The organism is Blastococcus sp. SYSU DS0617 (assembly GCF_054051075.1).
The window spans coordinates 159,106-175,424 of the sequence record NZ_JBJHAO010000002.1 but is presented as its reverse complement, the minus strand read 5'-3'; the positions used below and the strand labels follow the sequence as shown (position 1 = coordinate 175,424).

The following is a 16,319-nucleotide window of genomic DNA, read 5'->3' as shown; positions in this document are numbered from 1 at the left end:
AGGTCGCACAGTTGGGCAGCGTGCGGGTGCTGCGGTGGCCGACCCGGGGCCAGGTCCGACCACCGGCCGGCTGCGAGCATGGAGCCGTGGAGAACCTCACGCACTCGTCGTCGGTCGTCGTCGCCTCCTCACCGGAGGCGGTGTACGACCTCGTGTCCGACGTGACCCGGACCGGCGAGTGGAGCGTGCAGTGCCGCGCCTGCACGTGGGAGGACGGCGGCGGCCCGCGGGTGGGTGCGTGGTTCACCGGCCGCAACGAAGCGGCCGGCCGCACCTGGGAGACCCGCAGCCAGGTCGTGGTCGCCGACCGCGGCCGGGAGTTCGCCTGGGAGGTCGGCCGGGGCTACGTCCACTGGGCGTTCCGCATGGAACCGGTCGACGGCGGCACGCGCCTGACCCAGTCGTGGGCGTTCCTGCCCGCGGGGATCGCTTTCTTCCGCGAGGCCTACGGCGAGGCCGCGGAGCGGCAGATCGCCACCCGGACCCGCGCCGCGCACGAGGGCATCCCGGTGACGCTGGAGACCATCAAGCGGATCGCCGAGGGCGGCTGACCGACCCCTGCCCGGAGGTCCGCGTCACGGATCAGCCGAGCAGCGAGAGGACCGTCTGCGCCGTCGACTGCGCCTGGCTCAGCATCGCCGTCCCGGCCTGGCCGAGCACCTGGTGGCGGGTGAAGGCCGCCATCTCCTGGGCCATGTCGGTGTCCCGGATGCGGGACTCCGCCGCCGTCAGGTTCTCCACCGCCACCGACAGTCCCGCGGCGGTGTGCTCGAACCGGTTCTCCATCGCGCCGAGCGAGGCGCGCACGGAGGCAACCCGGTCGATGAGCTCGCCGATGACGGCGGTCGAGTCCGGTGCCCAGTACCGCGGGGTCAGAGCGGCCGCGTCGGCCGCGGTCGACGCGGGGCCCGGGGTCGCGCCGGTGAGGACCAGGCCCGGCGCTGCCTGGGCGAACGCGGTGCCCAGTGCGGCCGTGGACGCGGCGTTCAGCCGGTCGAGGTGGTCCTGCGCGGTGACCGCGCCGGTGTAGTCGACGGAGCCCAGGTCGAAGGTCTGCCCGGCGTAGGAGACGCGGCCGGCCAGCGTGCGGAAGGCGTACGGACCGTCGGTCGGTGAGCCGAAGGCGCCGTCCAGCGAGAGCACGCCGGGGGTCGGTGTCCCCTGCGCAGCGGACACGGCCGGGGTGACGGTGGACGGGGCCTCGATCCCGCTGCCGATGGACAGCAGCAGGCCCGCCATGTCGAGCGGGCGGCCGTCCTCCGGGATGGTCACGCGCACGGTGTCCCCGGCGGCTGCCCCCACCTGGAAGTCGCGCTCGAAGCTGCCGTCGAGCAGCGAGATGCCGTTGAAGGTGGTCTTCCGGGCGATGCGGTCGATCTCCGTGCGCAGGGCGCGCGTCTCCGTCTGGATGTTCGCGACGGCGGCGCTGTCCAGTGCGCCCTCGTTGAGGCGCTGGATGACCAGCTCGTTCCAGCGCTGGAGGATCGACGACGTCTCGGCGAGCGCGCCTTCGGCGGTCCGGAGGACGTTGATGCCGTCCTGGAGGTTCCGGCCGGCGACGGCGCCGCCGCGGATCTGGGAGCGGAGACCCTCGGCGATGCTGAGCCCGGCGGCGTCGTCGGCGGCGGAGTTGATCCGCAGTCCGCTGGAGAGCCGGCGCAGGGAGACGGTCATGGACTCGTCGTTGCGGGCCAGCGTCCGCTGGGTGCTCAGGGCCGCGACGTTGGTCGCGACGCTCAGACCCACGCTGCCTCCTGCCCCCGGTCGTGCCGACGCTCTGACTTCGGCGCAGTCGGGGCGGTCTTGACTCGAAACCGTGCGTTCTCGCCTCGATCGCCCGCGTCGGACCGTCATTGCTGAGCACGAGTGGGCACGCGTTCGGCCGCCATGCGCCACTGGTGCCGGTGGGACGGGCGTGCCCCTTGTCGTGGGTCGACGCACCGCCCGACGCTTCGTCCCCCGAGGGCGACCCCCGAAGAATTACCTTCCGTCTCGTTGCGTCCGCTCCCGTTCTTCGGGACGCGTGGAGCGGCTCTCGTGCTCGTTGATGGAACATCGAAGGGGAACTGCTCCTGTGCTGACGCGAAAGACTTTTCTCGCCGGAGCAGTCGGTGTCGTGGCCGTCGGTTCGGTGGCTCTGGGTGCAACTGCCTTCGCCGCGCCGGCCGCCCAGACGAGCATCCTCAAGGCATGCGTGAGCAACAAGGACGGCGCCATGCGTCTGGTGTCGTCGACCGCCTACAAGTGCCCCAGGGGTCAGCGCCTGGTGAAGTGGAACGTCATCGGACCGGCAGGACCGAAGGGCGTGGCGGGGCCCATCGGGCCCCGAGGCCTGCCGGGCGCCCCCGGTGCTCCGGGCGCTCCCGGTGCTCCTGGCCCTGGTGATACGCCCGCAGAAGCCGGCGATATCGCCTTCACGAACTTCTCGACGGATCGCCGCTCGGTATCGGAGGCCTACTACTACTACCGCATCGACCTGTCCGACTTTCCTGCGGATACGGTCGTGGAGTTGAGCGCACCCGGCACTGCAGTGATCGGCAATACCCGAGAGTCGTTCCTCGTGATGACGCAATCCGACGGTACGGCGCAGATCGCGGCGAATGGGGACTGCCGTGATGCGCCGCCGACGATCACCGTGCGGGGCAAGGGATTCACGGCCTCGGCACCCGTCGACCTGGCTGCCGCAGGAGCCTGCTGACCTACACCTGACGGCGGAGTCGGAACGACGAAGCCATCATCGGGTCGGTCCGGGCGGCTAGCGTCGCGCGGTGTCTTCCTCCGGACCTGGGGTGTCCCAACTCGTCCAGATCGCCACTGACCGGTACGGACCGGTCGAACTGGTCGAGGAATGGACATGGCCCCACGGGGAGTCGCGCGTAGCTCAGGTGCGCGCAGGCTCCGAAGACGTAGTGATCAAGTGGGTGCGGTCACCTCGCACGTTCGCCCGTGAGGTGAGGGCGCTCCGGGAGTTCACACCGCCCCTCGGGGAGGACGCCTCACAGCTGCTGGACCTCGATGAGGTCGCGCAGACCTTGGTGTTGACGTTCTTGCCCGGCACCCTGGCCAGCAGCTCGGGGTGGTCCGAGCAGCCGGCGGTCCACGAGCGCGCCGGGCGGCTCGTGCGTCGGCTGCACGGGAGCGCGGCGCCGCGGCCCTTGCCGGACTACGCACAGCAGTTGCTGACCAGCTTCGACGCCTGGGCCGTCCGCGCGGCAGCGCTGGTCGACGACCAGGATCTCGGCCGGGCGAGGGCGATCGCGGCGACCGTCACCGACCTCGGACCCGTGGAGGGAGTCCCCGCTCACCGGGACAACTCCCCGCGCAACTGGGTGGTCGACGAGGTGGGGCACGTCCGCCTCATCGACTTCGGGGCCTGCGACGTCGAGCCGTGGTGGGTGGACCTGCAGCGACTCCAGGCCCGGGAGTGGAGTGGCCGCCCTGATCTGCAGGAGGCGTTCCTGGCCGGGTACGGGAGGTCGCTGGATGACCGCACCCGCCATCTCGTGCGCGCCTACTGCGCCCGAGCAGCGGTGAGCACGATCGCCTGGGCGACCGAGCATGGCGACCAACCCTTCGCCGCCGAGGGGCGGGCACAGCTGCGGGCGCTGCTGTCCGAGAGCCGGTAGCCGACCCCCCGACGCCGGCGCCGGGGAGGAGTTCCCAGGTCTTCGACAGCTACCAGCAGGCCTCCGTCGGGCCGCGCCGTGTGCGGGACCTGCTGCGCACGCCGACATCCACGCCGGCCGCCGCCGACCCGGCACCGGTCGGCCCGCTGCGTGGCGAGGTCCGGCTGGCCGACGTGACCTTCGCCTACTCGGGCGCGCCTGCTCCGGCGCTGCGGGGCGTGACGCTGACCGTCGCGCCGGGGGAGACCCTCGCGCTGGTCGGGGAGGCCGGGGCGGGCAAGTCGACGGTCGTGAAGCTGGTCGCGGCCGCAGGGGGTGCCTACGCCGCGCTCTGGGCGGCCTTCACCGCGGACGAGGACGCCGACCCCCTCATGGACTGACCAGCGGGTCCCGCCCGGGCTCGTTCACCCGGCTGGGTGGAGATGTGTCCCGTCGTCCACAGGTTGCCGTCCGAGCCCGTCCTGGGACTGATCCGTTCTCTTACAGTCCGGCCGTGGCGAGCGCTCTGGACGTGGTGGACGGGGAGGTCCGCGAGCTCATCCGCCGCCGCGGCCTCGACCCGTTCACCGACCCGGGGCCGGTGCGGCTGCTGGTGCGTGACGTGGTCGCCGACTACTCCGAGCGGTCGCTCACCTCGGCGCTGCCGCCGCCCGGTGCTGCCGAGTCGGTGGTCCGCGACGTGCTGGACCGGGTGGCCGGGTTCGGCCCGCTCCAGCGCTACCTGGACGACCCCGAAGTCGAGGGGATCTGGGTCAACGAACCGGGCCGGGTGTTCATCGCGCGGCGCGGCCGGTCGGAGCTGACGACGACGATCCTGGCGCCGGGCGAGCTGGCCGACCTGGTCGAGCGGATGCTGCGCACCTCGGGTCGACGCATCGACATGTCGACGCCGTTCGTGGACGCGACGATGCCCGACGGCTCGCGGCTGCACGTGGTCATCCCGGACATCACCCGCCGGCACATGGCGGTCAACATCCGCAAGTTCGTGCTGCAGGCGCACTCGCTGGACGAGCTGATCGCGCTGGGCACCATCACCGTGCAGGCGGCCCGGTTCCTGGAGGCGGCCATCGCCGCTGGGTTGAACGTGCTGGTCTCCGGCGGCACGCAGGCCGGCAACCCCACAAGTTGCTAGCGCACCGGCATGGCCTAGTCTTCGCCGCTCGCGATCATCGGTACCTGGGGCGGCCCCTTATCTAGCTGGGTGTGTCCCGTTGCGGGGGGCGCGAGGTGCGCCCCGCCGAGTCGTGCGGAGCTTGGCGCCCGACTGCTTTCACGACTGCCTCCACGCGGCCAATCCACGGCCACAACCCATAAGCCGATCCGACGCTCCCATGCTTGACGCAGCGGGCGACTATAACTTACTGTCGACTTACAGTAAGTCCTAATAAGCGAACGAAGGGTGTGCAGATGAAGGTGGGTGGCCGGAACTTCGACCTCACGAAGGAGGAGGTGGAGGCCCGCATGATGAGTGAGGACCCTGAACCGATTCAGAAGCACATGGTCGAGGTCAATGGGCAGATGTTCCCGCCCAAGCAGGTCCTCGGGCACGTCACTGGATGGGACCGCACAACGTTCACAACCATGGAGGCGCAACGCGTACTGGCCCGGCTCGGGTTCATGTGTATGGAGGCGCCTACAGGGCGGGTCCGGGAGGCAGGGCAGTTCGTAGTGGACGCCGTCCGCGACTCAGTTCAAGGGGCGATGAGCGACCACGGTGACGCACGTTTCGTGCGCGGGTTCAGTGCGGCCGCCGGCATCACGCTGCGGCAAATCCAGAAGAGGCTCGATGACTTGAGAGAACAGATGAAGGGCAAGGGCCTCAGCCAGGCTGAGCAAGCGTTCTACGCCCATCTCGACGAGCTCAAGTCCGAGATCGAAGCCGATTGCGACCGCTTCTGGCGAGGTAGCGGCGTGGACTGGCGTCCGCCCAAGCCTGTGGCCAAGGATGTCATCCGGCGCCGGGCCGACCGGCCGCGCAGTGACACCCTCGTCGAGAACCCGAGCAATCCCTAAGACGCCCCGTCCTCGTTGAGCCGCTAACGTCAGCCGCATGGGGGCCGGAGCATGACGCGCGTCACGCAGCACTACAACCTGGGCGCAACGCAGGGCGGCGTCGACTTCGTTGACGTAACAGTGGATGGTGATGTGCCGGTCTACATCGACCCGACCGCTCTCCGTCATCAGTCCGGAGATTGGGCCGAGCGTTGCGTGGAAGATCTTCAGTCATTCTTCGCCGTGCTATTGGCTGCCATCGCCTCGGACGATCGACCCGCGCTGGCGGCACTTATCTACCCGCTCAGTGAGCCGAACGAGACGCACCTCGGAAGCAGTGAAGGTAGCTCGAAAGGACGCAGTCTTGGGAGTGCAGCTAGAGCGGAACTGCTTATCGACTCGCTCCGCGAGAGTAAGGCAGTGCAGTCGGGCTTTCTGAGCGACCTTGAAGATAGCGCGCTGATGATCCCGGGCATCGATAAGGACATCATTAGTGACATCACGACCTGCGTGATCCGCCGCCAGTTGATCGCCTATACGCAGCAGCAGTGCGACTTTCTCGGCATCCCTATGGAAAAGCAGGACTCGGGTCCAGCATGGGATTCAACTCTTAAGCAGTGGGTGTCTGGGCAAGTTCTGTTGCCTCGCGCCGGCGGCGACAAGTTGATGTTGGTTCCGAAGGCGATTGTTCGGGCGAAGCTGACAGTGGACAAGGGGCATTACTACCGCGGCTACCTGCGCCCCTACTACGAGGACGAGCTCCTGGCGAACCCTCGCCAGGGACTGGTGAGGACCCTGAAGTCCGGGCGTAAAGAGGTTGTGCTCGGGAAACTCGACGAGGAACTTGGGACGACAAAGTCGGACATTACGAGGCAGACGCAAGAGCACCCAGATGCTCTGTCGCGCTACAAGAACAACCTGGCCTCAGAGAACTCCGGCCCCCTGAGTAATGAAGAACTAGCGGACCGTATCGGCGCTGAAGTTGAGGACCTTAGAGAGATCCTGGCGGAGATCAAGGCTGTGTTGCCGGGGCAAAGTGGTGCAAATCCGTACCACCGTGCTGTCGCGAAGCTATTTAGCGCCCTATTCGGCTTGTCGCTGGGGAACGAGCGCATCGAGACGCCGCTACATAAGGGCATGAAGCGGATCGACATCACTTACGACAACGTGTCACTCAGAGGATTCTTTCACTGGCTGGGGCTTCATCATCACGCCGCCACGGTGGTCGTCGAGTGCAAGAACTACGGCCACGACCTCGGAAACCCGGAATTTGATCAGATCGCAATGCGCTTCTCTAAGAGTCGTGGAATGTTTGGCATGTTGGCGTGTCGTTCGTTCGAGAATAAGGAGACGGCCCTCGCTCGGGCCAAGGCCATCGCGGACGATGGGCACGGGTATGTGGTGGTCCTGGATGACGATGACCTCGAACGCCTCGTCGACGACTATGAGGCCGCTGGCGGGAGTGCGTCAAAGCGCACCAAGCACCCCCTCCTGCGGACGCGCTTCGCCGAGCTGGTTGGTGGGTGACCGCGGCCCGGCGAAGCCGCGCCGCCTGGCTTGCAGTAGCAGCGTTTCGAGTCAGGGATCGTGGCGTTCAAATGTGCCCTCAGTTGCCTCCCAGACGCAGCCCACGTGGTGTGTCCGTAGAAGCGTGATGAGGTCGTCGGCGGGCCGATGGGGGAGCAACACCGTCAGTTTCTTGGCTGGCTCGGGCAGGTGTCGCACGTAGTCGAGTAGTTGTCCGAGGGCGAGTCGGATGCTTGGCCGGTTAGTCGACCCCTTGGCCTCGTAGAGCTCCTCGGCTGCTTCGTCGTAGATGTCGGTGTGCATGCTCGTTAGCTCACCTGGGGGTCGCAGCTTCCAGCGGCGCACGGAGTGGCCCTCTGCCTTGAGCGTCGCCGTGTAGCGCTTGACTAGCTCTGCCTCTCGCTTGGTGGCAGTGGACGGGGGAGTCCCGGGGGTTTCGAAGGTCGCTGTCTTGTCCACCTCGAGGTCTACGAGGGCAGCGCCACCAGATGCCGTGTCTATCCCGGTAGTGCTGGTGTCTTCCGGGCGATGGATGGTGGAGCCAACGGGCAGGAGGCGGAAGACGAAGACGGTCCGGAGTTCGCCGTCTTGATCCAGGTCGTCTTCCACTGTGTAGGGCAGCGAGGCATCGAGCTCGAACTCGCCTATATACAAGTGGTTCTTCGTCCCAGTGCCTGGCACAAGGCCGTCGGCAACGAATAGGCGCACGGCCCTTCCCTTGGCCTTGTGTTCCAGAAGCGCTCGGTTGCCGTCGCGCATCAGTTGGTCGCCACGTGGTCCTTCCCCCGTGTACAGGAAGACGCTCCCGTCGGGAGCCCATCCGTCGAAGCTGTACCCGTAGGTCTCGCCGCGGCTTGGGTCTGAGTAGAGGAAGACGTTCGGGGTCTTGTCCGACGGCTCCATGCCGCCCTGGCTGCCGCCACCGAAGCGCTGCATGCGCTCCTTGCGGGTGAGGTGCTCCCCGACAGCTACATCCCAGTAGTAGGCCATGGAAGGAAACCTAAGGCTCTCGCTTGCTTCTCAGAGGCACCCACCAACATGACGCGCCACGGCCTCTAGCCAGGGATCGAAGGTAGCGATCGGCCGACGAACTCGTCGACGGCTAGTCCGCACCGCCGAGGTAGGAGGCGAGGGTGTACGTGGCGTGCCGGTCGATCCGGCCGCGGTCGCGGTCGTAGCGGCGGGTGGTTAGCGGGCTGGCGTGGCCGGCGCTGTCCTGGACGTCGCGCAGCGGGACGCCGGCGTCCAGGGCGAGCGTGACGAAGGCGTGCCGCAGGTCGTGAGGGTGCAGTGCCGGCTTGTGTGGGACGGCCGCGTGGCCCAGCGAGCGGACCCAGCGGTGCACGTCGCGGCGGCCCAGTTGCTCGATGCGGCCGGTATGCCGGTGGACCTTGTAGAAGAGTGCGCCGCTATCGGCGGGGAGTTGCTGCGCCCGGACGTCCAGCCAGGGCTCGAGGGCGGCGGCGGTGCGCGGGGCCAGGGGCACTCGGACCTTGCCGGCGGAGCCCTTGCGGTCTACGGCCAGGGTGCGATGCCCGCGCTCGTGGCCGAGGTCGGTGACGGCGCAGTTGAGGGGTTCCGACGCCCGCAGTCCGTTGAGGCTCAGCAGGGTCATCAAGGCGTGAACCTGCGGGCCGCGCGCGGCCGCGGCGGTCAGGAAGGCGGTCAACTCACCTCGGGTCAGCCCGGTGGATGCGGTCTGGTCGGTAAGCTTGGGCCGGCGGACGCCGCGGGCCGGTGAGCGGCGCACGGCCTCCTCGTCCTCGCAGTAGGCGTAGAAGCTGGCGACCGCGGACAGCCGCTGGGCGACGGTCGCCGGGGCGCGGCCGCGGTCGCCCAGGGCGGTCTTGTAGAGCTCGACCAGCGGCCGGCGGGCAGCCAGCGGGTCGACGCCGGCGTCGGCGCAGAAGGCGAACCACTCGACGATGCCGCGGTGGTAGCTGCGGGTGGTGTTCTCCCGGTCGGCGTAGCTCAGCAGCCAAGCTCGGGCCAGGTCCTCCGTGGTGGCCGGCGTCTCGCTGGCGGCCAGCAGTTGGCCGCCTAGGACCGCAGGGGCGATCGGACGGGGGTGGACCAGCTCGGTCAAGAGGGCTCCTGGGAATGTCCCGTAATGGGTGTTATCGGCGCTCAGCGGGCCGGGCCCGAAGGGCCGTAGGCCCTCCGGCAGGCAGGAGAGAGGGCAGTGCAGGGAGCGATGGGGGAGGGCGCCCTCCCCCATCGAACCTGCCTCATCGCGGCCGATCCACCGTGGCGCTTACGCCGTGATGAAGTCCTGGATCTCCATGATCTCCAGCAGGTAGCCGTACGCCGCGCTCCGGGACGAACTGGTGTTGCTCAGCGTGGTGCCGGTGACACCGGTCGGGCCGTACTGCTCGACGAGGATCTTGCCGATCCACTCGGGGTTCTGGCGGCTCATCACCGAGCCGGTGAAGACGACCTTGCCACTGTCGTCCTTCACGCTGATCGTCTTGGCCAGCCGGGCCACGGCGTCCTTCCACTCCGTCGCGGTGGTCCAGTCGGTCTTCTGGTTGCGGTAGGTCAGCCACAGGTCCTTCGCGAGGCGGAAGAGCGGGTGGATCAGGAGGTTGCTGATCGCGAAGGTCTCGCTCCGGGTCTGCATCCGCAGTTCCCGGCTGGCTCCGGCTTCGACCGCGGGGAAGTGGGCGGCGTACTCCTCGAAGAAGGCGGCGAAGAAGCTCTGCAGGTCCTTGTGGGCGCCGGTCGTGCCGTTCTCTTCCTCCAGCTGGACGAGCAGCTTCTTGAAGTGGTCGGCGGCGCCCACCAGGGTGTTGTTGGTCCACAGCTTGCGGCTGTCGGTGCCGATGTTGTTCGCGTGCATCTCGATCTCGGTCTCATCGAAGATCGGTGAGATCCGCATGAGGCCGTCCAGCACGAAGCGGCGAGCCGGCGTCTTGCTGCGGTTGAGCGCGTTGCCGACGGCCTTCTGGGGGCTGCGAGCGTCGAAGTTGAACTGGTCGTAGAGGAAGCCCTCCTCCTCCGGCGTCAGGTTGTAGATCTCGAGGAAGATGGTCGCCTTGGTCGGGTCGAAGGCTGCGAGCATCTGCTGGATCTCGGCCTGCGGCACGGGTGCGTCGTTCACGATGACCTGCGTGGGGACCTTCTTCGGGTCCGACTTCCACTCCCACAGGACGTAGAAGCACAGGTGGCGGTGTGCGGTGTCGGGGATGGTGATGTCGGTGAAGATCTTGAGGTCGTGGGTGTTGGCGTCGAGTTCGGGGGCCGGCTCATCCGGCTCCTTGCGGGCGTTCCAGACCAGGCTGGCGGAGAACAGGACGCCCTGCAGGTACTTGACGGCCATCTCCTCCGAGCGCTTCCGGTTGATCTGCAGCGACTTGTCGGTGATGGGCAGGAGGACGTGGTACGCCGAGGGGTCCTCCTCGGCCTTCTTGAAGCCGCGCTGGTACTGCGGGGCGTAGCGGACGACGGACTTGCGGAGCAGTTTCGCGAGCTTGTCGGTCGTGATGAGGGCGCGGTAGATGCGTCCCGTGCCGGGCAGTTCCACGAAGTCGCGGACGTTGCGGACCACGATCGCGCTGTTGACGTCGTTCGCCATGTCGGAGCTGGTCATGGGAGAACCTTCTTTCTGGCCTAGGCGGCCATGCTGTTGTTGTAGAGCTTGGTGAGGTACTGGCTGGACCAGCGTTCGATGCGGTGACGACTGGTCGCGATGTGCATGTCGACGCGGGCCTGTGTGTGCTCGAGGTACCGGCTCACCTCCTCTCGTGAGCGGCCGTCGCGGACGAGGCGTCGCGCAATCTCGTCCTCGTGGACGAGCAGCACGCCGAGGGAGGGAGCGATCCGCTCGAGCACCGCGATGGAGCCGAGGATCGTCTTGGGCGACTCGCTCACGACGACCTCGAGCGCCACGACGGGGAGGCCGCCGACCGCATCACCGTGCGTCGAGCGAGTCAGCCAGACCCCGTCGGAAGGGAACGCCGACGTGAACGAGCGCCGAGTCTTGAACCCGTGCCGCTCGCCGAGCGCCAGGAACTGGTCCTGGGCCAGTCGGTGCCCCTTACGCATCCTGATGTCTCCTCTGATGTCCGCCTGATGTGTCCGTGACACCGTAGAGGCGTATCCGATCTGATGTCAAGCGCACGCACATCAGGACGCGCATCAGGGGACATCAGGCCGCATTCCTGGAGCTCGGCAGGCTGAATGCTCGCTGGCCCCGCCCACGTCCATCTCCCGTTCCATCCGGCACAGCCGCGGTAGTGGACGGGCTAGGGAGCAGGCGCCGCGATCGGCGCCATGCAACTTCATCGGCGGCGGTGACAGCCTGGCCCGACGTCGACCGCGTGTGGACGGTGTCTAGGGCCCCGAACGCCGCGGGACGGGCGTCCTCCATCGGGGCAGCCGGACCGGAGGACCCGCTGGTGACGCTGGTGACGCTGGTGACGCTGGTGACGCTGGTGACGCTGGTGACGCTGACCGCCCCTCCCGTCTGATCCCTCGGCCTACCCGCTCTCCACCCGTGGTCTGCTCCGTCTGGAACAGAGGAAGTGGGGGGTGCGCAGCGTCACCAGCGTCACCCTCGTGACCGTGCGTCGAGAAACGAGCCACGGACCAGGGACAAGACGCCAGCGGGCCGGTGACGCTGGGCCGCGCGTCAGCGTCACCAGCGTCACCTGTGCGGGCCCCACGGGGGAGCGGGGGAGTGGCCCTTCGGTCAGCCGGGAAGGCGGTAGCCGCGGTGCCCGGTGCTGACGCGGCAGCGTTGGATGCGGCCGGAGGTGAGCAGCGCGCCCCGCGACCGCATGAAGCCCCAGCAGGCGATCCCTGCGTAGTCCCGCTCGATCAAGCGGCCGGGCGCGTGCTCGGGGTGGTCCGCCGCGATCTGGCCTTCGGCGGATTCCTCATCGGAGGCCCCCAGATCGCCCTGGTGGGCGCTGAGTTCGAGGTGGTCGCAAGGCCTTCGGTGCTTACTTCTGCCTACCGCAGCCCGGCGAGACGGGACCCAGGGTTGAGAAGTATGAGATGCCGAGGTACGCACCAGACGGCATCACCAAGATCGCCGACATCCACTGCGTCCGCTGTTTGGAGTGCTCGGCGATCTCCTATGACGGCGTTCAGCCCGAGTGGCACTGAGCCCATGACCGTCAACGAGATCGACGCAGACGGCCGCCGCATGGAGGTCCTCTCCCAGCTGCGAGCCGGCATCGAGTCCGCCGAACAGCAGCCAGCTCGCCGTTCGGCGGCCAAGGAGGTAGCCCGCGCCGCTCGCGTCGCCGACGCATTTCAGGTCGACGACCGGTACGAGTACGCACTCGAACTGCGAGACAACGGCGACGCTCGATGGCACCAGCTCGGCAACCACGTCCAGCTGGCCGCGTCCATGTACGAGCAACAGCGCACCGCCGCGCAGACCCGCACCTCACCTGTCGTGATCGACGCTGCCCGCACGTCAAAGTCACCCCCGCTGGGCGCGCCATGAGGGACCGGCGAGGGATCCATGGACGACCGAGACGCCGCGGCCTTTCACTGCGGCAGTCGTCCAGCGTGCCCTGCAGCGTCACCCCCGCCCGTGACCTGGGAGTTGTGGACCGTGACCCCCCACCCGTAGGGCGGGCAGTTAGAGACAGATCTCTAGTAAGTAGGTCTTCTCTTCGGACTGCGTCATGACCGCCAAGCATCACGGGCGCAAGGGCAGGCCGTGGCGACGCCTACGCCAACAGGTGCTCCGTGAGGAGCCCATCTGCCGGTACTGCGGCATCCGACCAAGCACGACCGTCGACCACGTGTTGCCGCTGTCCAAGTTCCCGCACCTGGCGCACGTCCGGACGAACCTGGCCGGCGCCTGCCGCTGGTGCAACGGAAGCAAGCACGACCGCACCGCCGGACCGCGACGGACGACGAACTCCGCCGTCACGCAACTCCAGTGGTGAGACACCCGGGGGCCAACCCCCAAGGGCTCAACGGGGGACCCGCCAGCCTCCCGCTCGCTCCGTCCCCGCTACCCCACCCCTAGGAGAGGCGCATGGGCACCGTTCACCCTCTGAGCCCGCCGGAGGGCGTCCTGGCGGCTGTCACGGCCGCTGTGGAGGCCATGCACCGGCTCGGCCCTGCCGACCGCGGCATGGTCGCCCTGGCGCTGGAGTACGCCCGGCGGATCGACGACGCCGAGGACGACAAGGGCGCTGGCTACCTCGGTCAGAACCTGTCCGGGATTCTGCGTGCCCTCGGTGGTGCGCCGGCCGAGCGCAAGGCCCTCGGCGTCGAGGAGCAGGTCGCCGGCAAGCTGGCGGCGCTCCGTGGTCGGCGGTCCTCGTGACGACAGCAACCTTGCTCGGCTCGGAGGTGCCACGCCTGGCGACTCCGCCCGCTCGAGAGCTGACGCCGGACACGACCCGCGGCTTCGAGTGCATCGAGTTCGCCGAGGACGTCCTGGGCCTCGAGCTGATGCCATGGCAGAAGTGGGCGCTGCTGCACGGCCTCGAGCTGGCCGAGGATGAGTCCTTCCGCTTCCGCACGCTGCTCGTCCTGACCAGCCGCCAATGCGGGAAGTCGACGCTGCTCCAGGTGCTCGCCCTGTGGCGCATGTACGTCGACGGCGCCCCGCTGGTGCTGGGTACGGCGCAGAACCTCGGGCTGGCCGAGGAGACGTGGACCGGCGCGCTGCAGATGGCCGAGGGCGTCCCGGAGCTGGCCCGGGAGGTCGCTCACGTGTCTCGCACCAACGGGGACAAGTACATGCGGCTCATGTCCGGGGAGCGGTACAAGGTCGCGGCTGCGACCCGCTCCGGTGGCCGTGGGCTGTCCTCGGACCTGGTGCTGCTCGACGAGCTCCGGGAGCACCACAACTGGGAGGCGTGGTCGGCGGTCACGAAGACGACGCTGGCCCGTCCGGCTCCCCAAGTGCTCGGCTTCTCCAACGCCGGCGACAAGTCCTCGGTCGTACTGGCGTCGCTGCGGCAGGAGGCCCTGGCGTCGGCCGCAGACCGGCACACGACGCTCGGCATTTTCGAGTGGTCGGCGCCCGACGACTGCGCCCTCGACGACCGAGCCGCCTGGGCGCAGGCGAACCCCGCCCTCGGGCACCGGATGAGTGAGCAGGCGATCGCCTCGGCGCTCGAGGTGGACCCGGAGGACGTGTTCCGCACTGAGGTGCTGTGCCAGTGGGTGACCACGATCGACGCCGCGATCAGCCCGACCGTGTGGGCGTCCCTGTCCGACCCGGATGCGACGCGGGGCGATGCTCCGGTGTTCGCCCTGGACGTCGCCCCTGACCACTCCAGCGCGTCCCTGGCCGTCGCGTGGCGACGCCCCGACGGCTCCTCCCACGTTGTCCTCGCCGATCATCAGGCGGGCGTGGATTGGGTCGTGCCCCGGTGTGCCGAGATCCTGCGGACGTGGGGCGGCCGACTGCTGGTCGAGCAGACCGGCACCGCCGCTTTCCTGCTGCCGGCTCTCGAACAGGCGCGGGTGACCGTGGAGTCGATCGCCCGCCGGTTCTACGCCGACGCCTGCTCAGCCCTCGACGCCGCAGTCACCGCCCGGCAGGTGCGGCACGGCAACCAGCCCGAACTCAACGCCGTGGACGTGGCCCGCTGGTCGACCTCGAGCGAAACCGGCCACCGTGTGCTCTCCCGCAAAGACTCCCGAGTCTCCCCGCTGGTAGCCGGGACGTTAGCGCTGCACGGCCTGACCTTGCCCGCCCCCAACGCCGGCGGATGGGTGGTGTTCCTGTGACGTGGCCTTTTGCGCTAGCGGCAGTAGTTCGGCGACGCGGGAACATACGTGGGGTCTCCGCATAGTCTGTTACGCATCTCGACCCCCGGGTAAGAGCCGGGGTCGGAGATGTTCTTTTCCGGAGGATTTATGGTGACGGCTATCAGAAGCGCGACAAGAATGGCCCCCACGGCACCACAGAAGACGATCCAGTGGAGTCGCGTACTCCAAGCCATGCCGCCGCGTTGTCCGCCGATCGGCTGGTTGTAGGTTTGGCCCGCCCGCTGATTCTCGTAGTCCACGCTCGGACGGTAGGCCCGCGGCTGCCCAAAGTGCGGATGCCACCCACGAGTCGTCACACCATTGAGGGGTCGGGCCGACCACATGTCGATACGGTGCCTGCTGCGCGCGCCAGGCGAAGGTGGGAAGCCAACTCCCGATTCTGGCAGCAACACCTACCGGCTGACGCGCCCCGTCACCACGTCAGCCGTGAAGGGCCCTTGCAGTCGCAGAGCGGGAACTTGTCCTCTTCCATGAGGGTCGCGTAGTCCGCGACGTTGCGCAGCGTGACGCCCTCCCACCCGTGGTGATTGGCGAAGTAGTCCAACGCATTGAGGAGGGACGCGGCCGACAGTCGGTCGACGTCGTCCTCCGGATCGTCCGCCGTGAGCTGCTGAACCGCTGAGAGCGCATGGCGCAGCCAGTGCTGCGGATAGAGCGGACAGTCCTCGTCGTGCTCCTTGGCAGGCATGGAGGCAACTTATCTGCGGCAACCGACATGGGCGTTACCCTGCGTCGGCGCATCTTCTGGCACATGGGGGCACTGCTTGAAAGACCGGCTGAAGCGGACGACCGAATCCGTCTGGCGGAGGCGCGCCCTGTGGCTACCGGTGGCGGCTATCGGGGTCGCCGCCGCTGTGATCGCTTATTGGAACCGAGCACGGCCCGTCCGGAGCTGGCTCAGGGATGCAGCGGAGGAGGTCTACACCAGTACGGCTTGGGACAGTTTCGGGTCCACGCTGGTGGCCGGCGTACTGAGTGCCCTGGTGGCTGTTCTCACGGTGCACCTAACAGAACGGCGGGGCGAGCGGCGTGCTTTGCGTCAGCAGTCGCGAGATGCGGCCGCGGCCATGACCCGGTCGAGCGCCAAACTGTGGTCGGTGGTCGGGCATGGAGTCGTCAACCGCGAGGCCCAAGGCGCAAGAGATGAGTGGGTCATTGACTACCTTGTCGCGAAGGTCGCCATCCGGGACCTAGTCGTGGTCGAGCAGATGGGCGCCGTTGGGAGATCCCTCGAGTCCTGGCTCGGAAATGGCCTCGAGGCCAGCCGACGATTCCAGGAAGACTCCTATATGGAGCCAGATACGGGTCACATCACCGATCCTGACTACAAGCAATCGGTGAGGGAATCATTCGAGGCTTTTGAGACCCAGCACTCGCAGCTCCTCGACGACCTGGCTAGGCATCGCCAAGGAAAGTCTCCCG

Annotated in this window: 19 protein-coding genes; 12 read left to right on the top strand and 7 right to left on the bottom strand. The window is 68.0% G+C overall.

All coding sequences use genetic code 11. The features are described 5' to 3' along the window. Positions 1-86: 86 nt before the first annotated feature. Entirely contained in the window at positions 87-551 is a 465-nt protein-coding gene (locus ACI793_RS03455; RefSeq protein WP_456604962.1) for an SRPBCC family protein, read from the top strand. A gap of 31 nt (positions 552-582) precedes the next feature. Here ACI793_RS03455 and ACI793_RS03450 read toward each other — a convergent pair whose 3' ends face one another. Beyond that, complete coding sequence (locus ACI793_RS03450) at positions 583-1,746, bottom strand: flagellin N-terminal helical domain-containing protein (protein ID WP_456604961.1); 1,164 nt, start codon at positions 1,744-1,746, stop codon at positions 583-585. 370 nt (positions 1,747-2,116) lie between these two features. Here ACI793_RS03450 and ACI793_RS03445 point away from each other — a divergent pair, with 370 nt between their 5' ends. The 6 genes from ACI793_RS03445 to ACI793_RS03420 all read left to right on the top strand — a co-directional run bounded on the left by ACI793_RS03445 (position 2,117) and on the right by ACI793_RS03420 (position 7,145). Continuing rightward, a complete protein-coding gene (locus ACI793_RS03445) occupies positions 2,117-2,698 on the top strand; it encodes a hypothetical protein (protein ID WP_456604960.1) in 582 nt (193 codons plus the stop codon). Positions 2,699-3,035: 337 nt separating this feature from the next. Further along, a complete protein-coding gene (locus ACI793_RS03440; protein WP_456604959.1) occupies positions 3,036-3,626 on the top strand; it encodes a phosphotransferase family protein in 591 nt (196 codons plus the stop codon). 80 nt (positions 3,627-3,706) lie between these two features. Beyond that, positions 3,707-4,006: an ATP-binding cassette domain-containing protein gene (locus ACI793_RS03435; RefSeq protein WP_456604958.1), complete on the top strand. Its 300-nt coding sequence runs from the start codon at positions 3,707-3,709 to the stop codon at positions 4,004-4,006. 113 nt (positions 4,007-4,119) lie between these two features. Then, the gene (locus tag ACI793_RS03430) at positions 4,120-4,758 is read left to right on the top strand and encodes an ATPase, T2SS/T4P/T4SS family (RefSeq protein WP_456604957.1); all 639 of its coding nucleotides are present in this window, start codon (positions 4,120-4,122) and stop codon (positions 4,756-4,758) included. Positions 4,759-5,033: 275 nt separating this feature from the next. Further along, positions 5,034-5,639 carry a hypothetical protein gene (locus ACI793_RS03425; protein ID WP_456604956.1) on the top strand — a complete coding sequence of 202 codons (606 nt, stop codon included), beginning with the start codon at positions 5,034-5,036 and terminating at the stop codon, positions 5,637-5,639. 51 nt (positions 5,640-5,690) lie between these two features. Then, entirely contained in the window at positions 5,691-7,145 is a 1,455-nt protein-coding gene (locus ACI793_RS03420; protein WP_456604955.1) for a hypothetical protein, read from the top strand. A 51-nt stretch (positions 7,146-7,196) separates the two neighbouring features. On the opposite strand, the gene ACI793_RS03415 is transcribed toward ACI793_RS03420, so the two are convergent. The 4 genes from ACI793_RS03415 to ACI793_RS03400 form a co-directional block, all read right to left on the bottom strand. Continuing rightward, on the bottom strand, positions 7,197-8,135 hold the full coding sequence (locus ACI793_RS03415; RefSeq protein ID WP_456604954.1) for a hypothetical protein: 939 nt from the start codon (positions 8,133-8,135) through the stop codon (positions 7,197-7,199). A 112-nt stretch (positions 8,136-8,247) separates the two neighbouring features. Continuing rightward, complete coding sequence (locus ACI793_RS03410) at positions 8,248-9,231, bottom strand: tyrosine-type recombinase/integrase (protein ID WP_456604953.1); 984 nt, start codon at positions 9,229-9,231, stop codon at positions 8,248-8,250. A gap of 168 nt (positions 9,232-9,399) precedes the next feature. Then, positions 9,400-10,734 carry a hypothetical protein gene (locus ACI793_RS03405; protein WP_456604952.1) on the bottom strand — a complete coding sequence of 445 codons (1,335 nt, stop codon included), beginning with the start codon at positions 10,732-10,734 and terminating at the stop codon, positions 9,400-9,402. 20 nt (positions 10,735-10,754) lie between these two features. Then, a complete protein-coding gene (locus ACI793_RS03400; protein WP_456604951.1) occupies positions 10,755-11,189 on the bottom strand; it encodes a hypothetical protein in 435 nt (144 codons plus the stop codon). A 248-nt stretch (positions 11,190-11,437) separates the two neighbouring features. Between ACI793_RS03400 and ACI793_RS03395 the strand changes: the two genes are divergently transcribed. The 5 genes from ACI793_RS03395 (at position 11,438) to ACI793_RS03375 (ending at position 14,855) form a co-directional block, all read left to right on the top strand. Next, positions 11,438-11,614, top strand: a complete 177-nt coding sequence (locus ACI793_RS03395) for a hypothetical protein (RefSeq protein WP_456604950.1) — start codon at positions 11,438-11,440, stop codon at positions 11,612-11,614. 644 nt (positions 11,615-12,258) lie between these two features. Beyond that, positions 12,259-12,600 (top strand): hypothetical protein, encoded by a 342-nt coding sequence (locus ACI793_RS03390; protein ID WP_456604949.1) that lies wholly within the window; start codon positions 12,259-12,261, stop codon positions 12,598-12,600. 184 nt (positions 12,601-12,784) lie between these two features. Beyond that, entirely contained in the window at positions 12,785-13,051 is a 267-nt protein-coding gene (locus ACI793_RS03385; protein WP_456604948.1) for an HNH endonuclease, read from the top strand. A gap of 92 nt (positions 13,052-13,143) precedes the next feature. Then, positions 13,144-13,437 (top strand): terminase small subunit, encoded by a 294-nt coding sequence (locus tag ACI793_RS03380; RefSeq protein ID WP_456604947.1) that lies wholly within the window; start codon positions 13,144-13,146, stop codon positions 13,435-13,437. Continuing rightward, positions 13,434-14,855, top strand: coding sequence for a hypothetical protein (locus ACI793_RS03375; RefSeq protein WP_456604946.1), 1,422 nt, complete (start codon positions 13,434-13,436; stop codon positions 14,853-14,855). The genes ACI793_RS03380 and ACI793_RS03375 overlap by 4 nt, the downstream gene beginning before the upstream one ends. A 14-nt stretch (positions 14,856-14,869) precedes the next feature. Here the strand turns inward: ACI793_RS03375 and ACI793_RS03370 are convergent, their stop codons facing one another. Then, positions 14,870-15,136, bottom strand: a complete 267-nt coding sequence (locus ACI793_RS03370) for a hypothetical protein (protein ID WP_456604945.1) — start codon at positions 15,134-15,136, stop codon at positions 14,870-14,872. Positions 15,137-15,309: 173 nt separating this feature from the next. Continuing rightward, entirely contained in the window at positions 15,310-15,585 is a 276-nt protein-coding gene (locus ACI793_RS03365; RefSeq protein ID WP_456604944.1) for a hypothetical protein, read from the bottom strand. Between the last annotated feature and the right edge of the window lie 734 nt (positions 15,586-16,319).

Excerpts from the sequence above, each read along its gene's own strand:
- ACI793_RS03405 (WP_456604952.1), bottom strand. The coding sequence starts at position 10,734 with ATGACCAGCTCCGACATGGCGAACGACGTCAACAGCGCGATCGTGGTC.
- ACI793_RS03390 (WP_456604949.1), top strand. The coding sequence starts at position 12,259 with ATGACCGTCAACGAGATCGACGCAGACGGCCGCCGCATGGAGGTCCTC.
- ACI793_RS03420 (WP_456604955.1), top strand. The coding sequence starts at position 5,691 with ATGACGCGCGTCACGCAGCACTACAACCTGGGCGCAACGCAGGGCGGC.
- ACI793_RS03380 (WP_456604947.1), top strand. The coding sequence starts at position 13,144 with ATGGGCACCGTTCACCCTCTGAGCCCGCCGGAGGGCGTCCTGGCGGCT.
- ACI793_RS03415 (WP_456604954.1), bottom strand. The coding sequence starts at position 8,135 with ATGGCCTACTACTGGGATGTAGCTGTCGGGGAGCACCTCACCCGCAAG.
- ACI793_RS03385 (WP_456604948.1), top strand. The coding sequence starts at position 12,785 with ATGACCGCCAAGCATCACGGGCGCAAGGGCAGGCCGTGGCGACGCCTA.
- ACI793_RS03365 (WP_456604944.1), bottom strand. The coding sequence starts at position 15,585 with ATGCCTGCCAAGGAGCACGACGAGGACTGTCCGCTCTATCCGCAGCAC.
- ACI793_RS03425 (WP_456604956.1), top strand. The coding sequence starts at position 5,034 with ATGAAGGTGGGTGGCCGGAACTTCGACCTCACGAAGGAGGAGGTGGAG.
- ACI793_RS03400 (WP_456604951.1), bottom strand. The coding sequence starts at position 11,189 with ATGCGTAAGGGGCACCGACTGGCCCAGGACCAGTTCCTGGCGCTCGGC.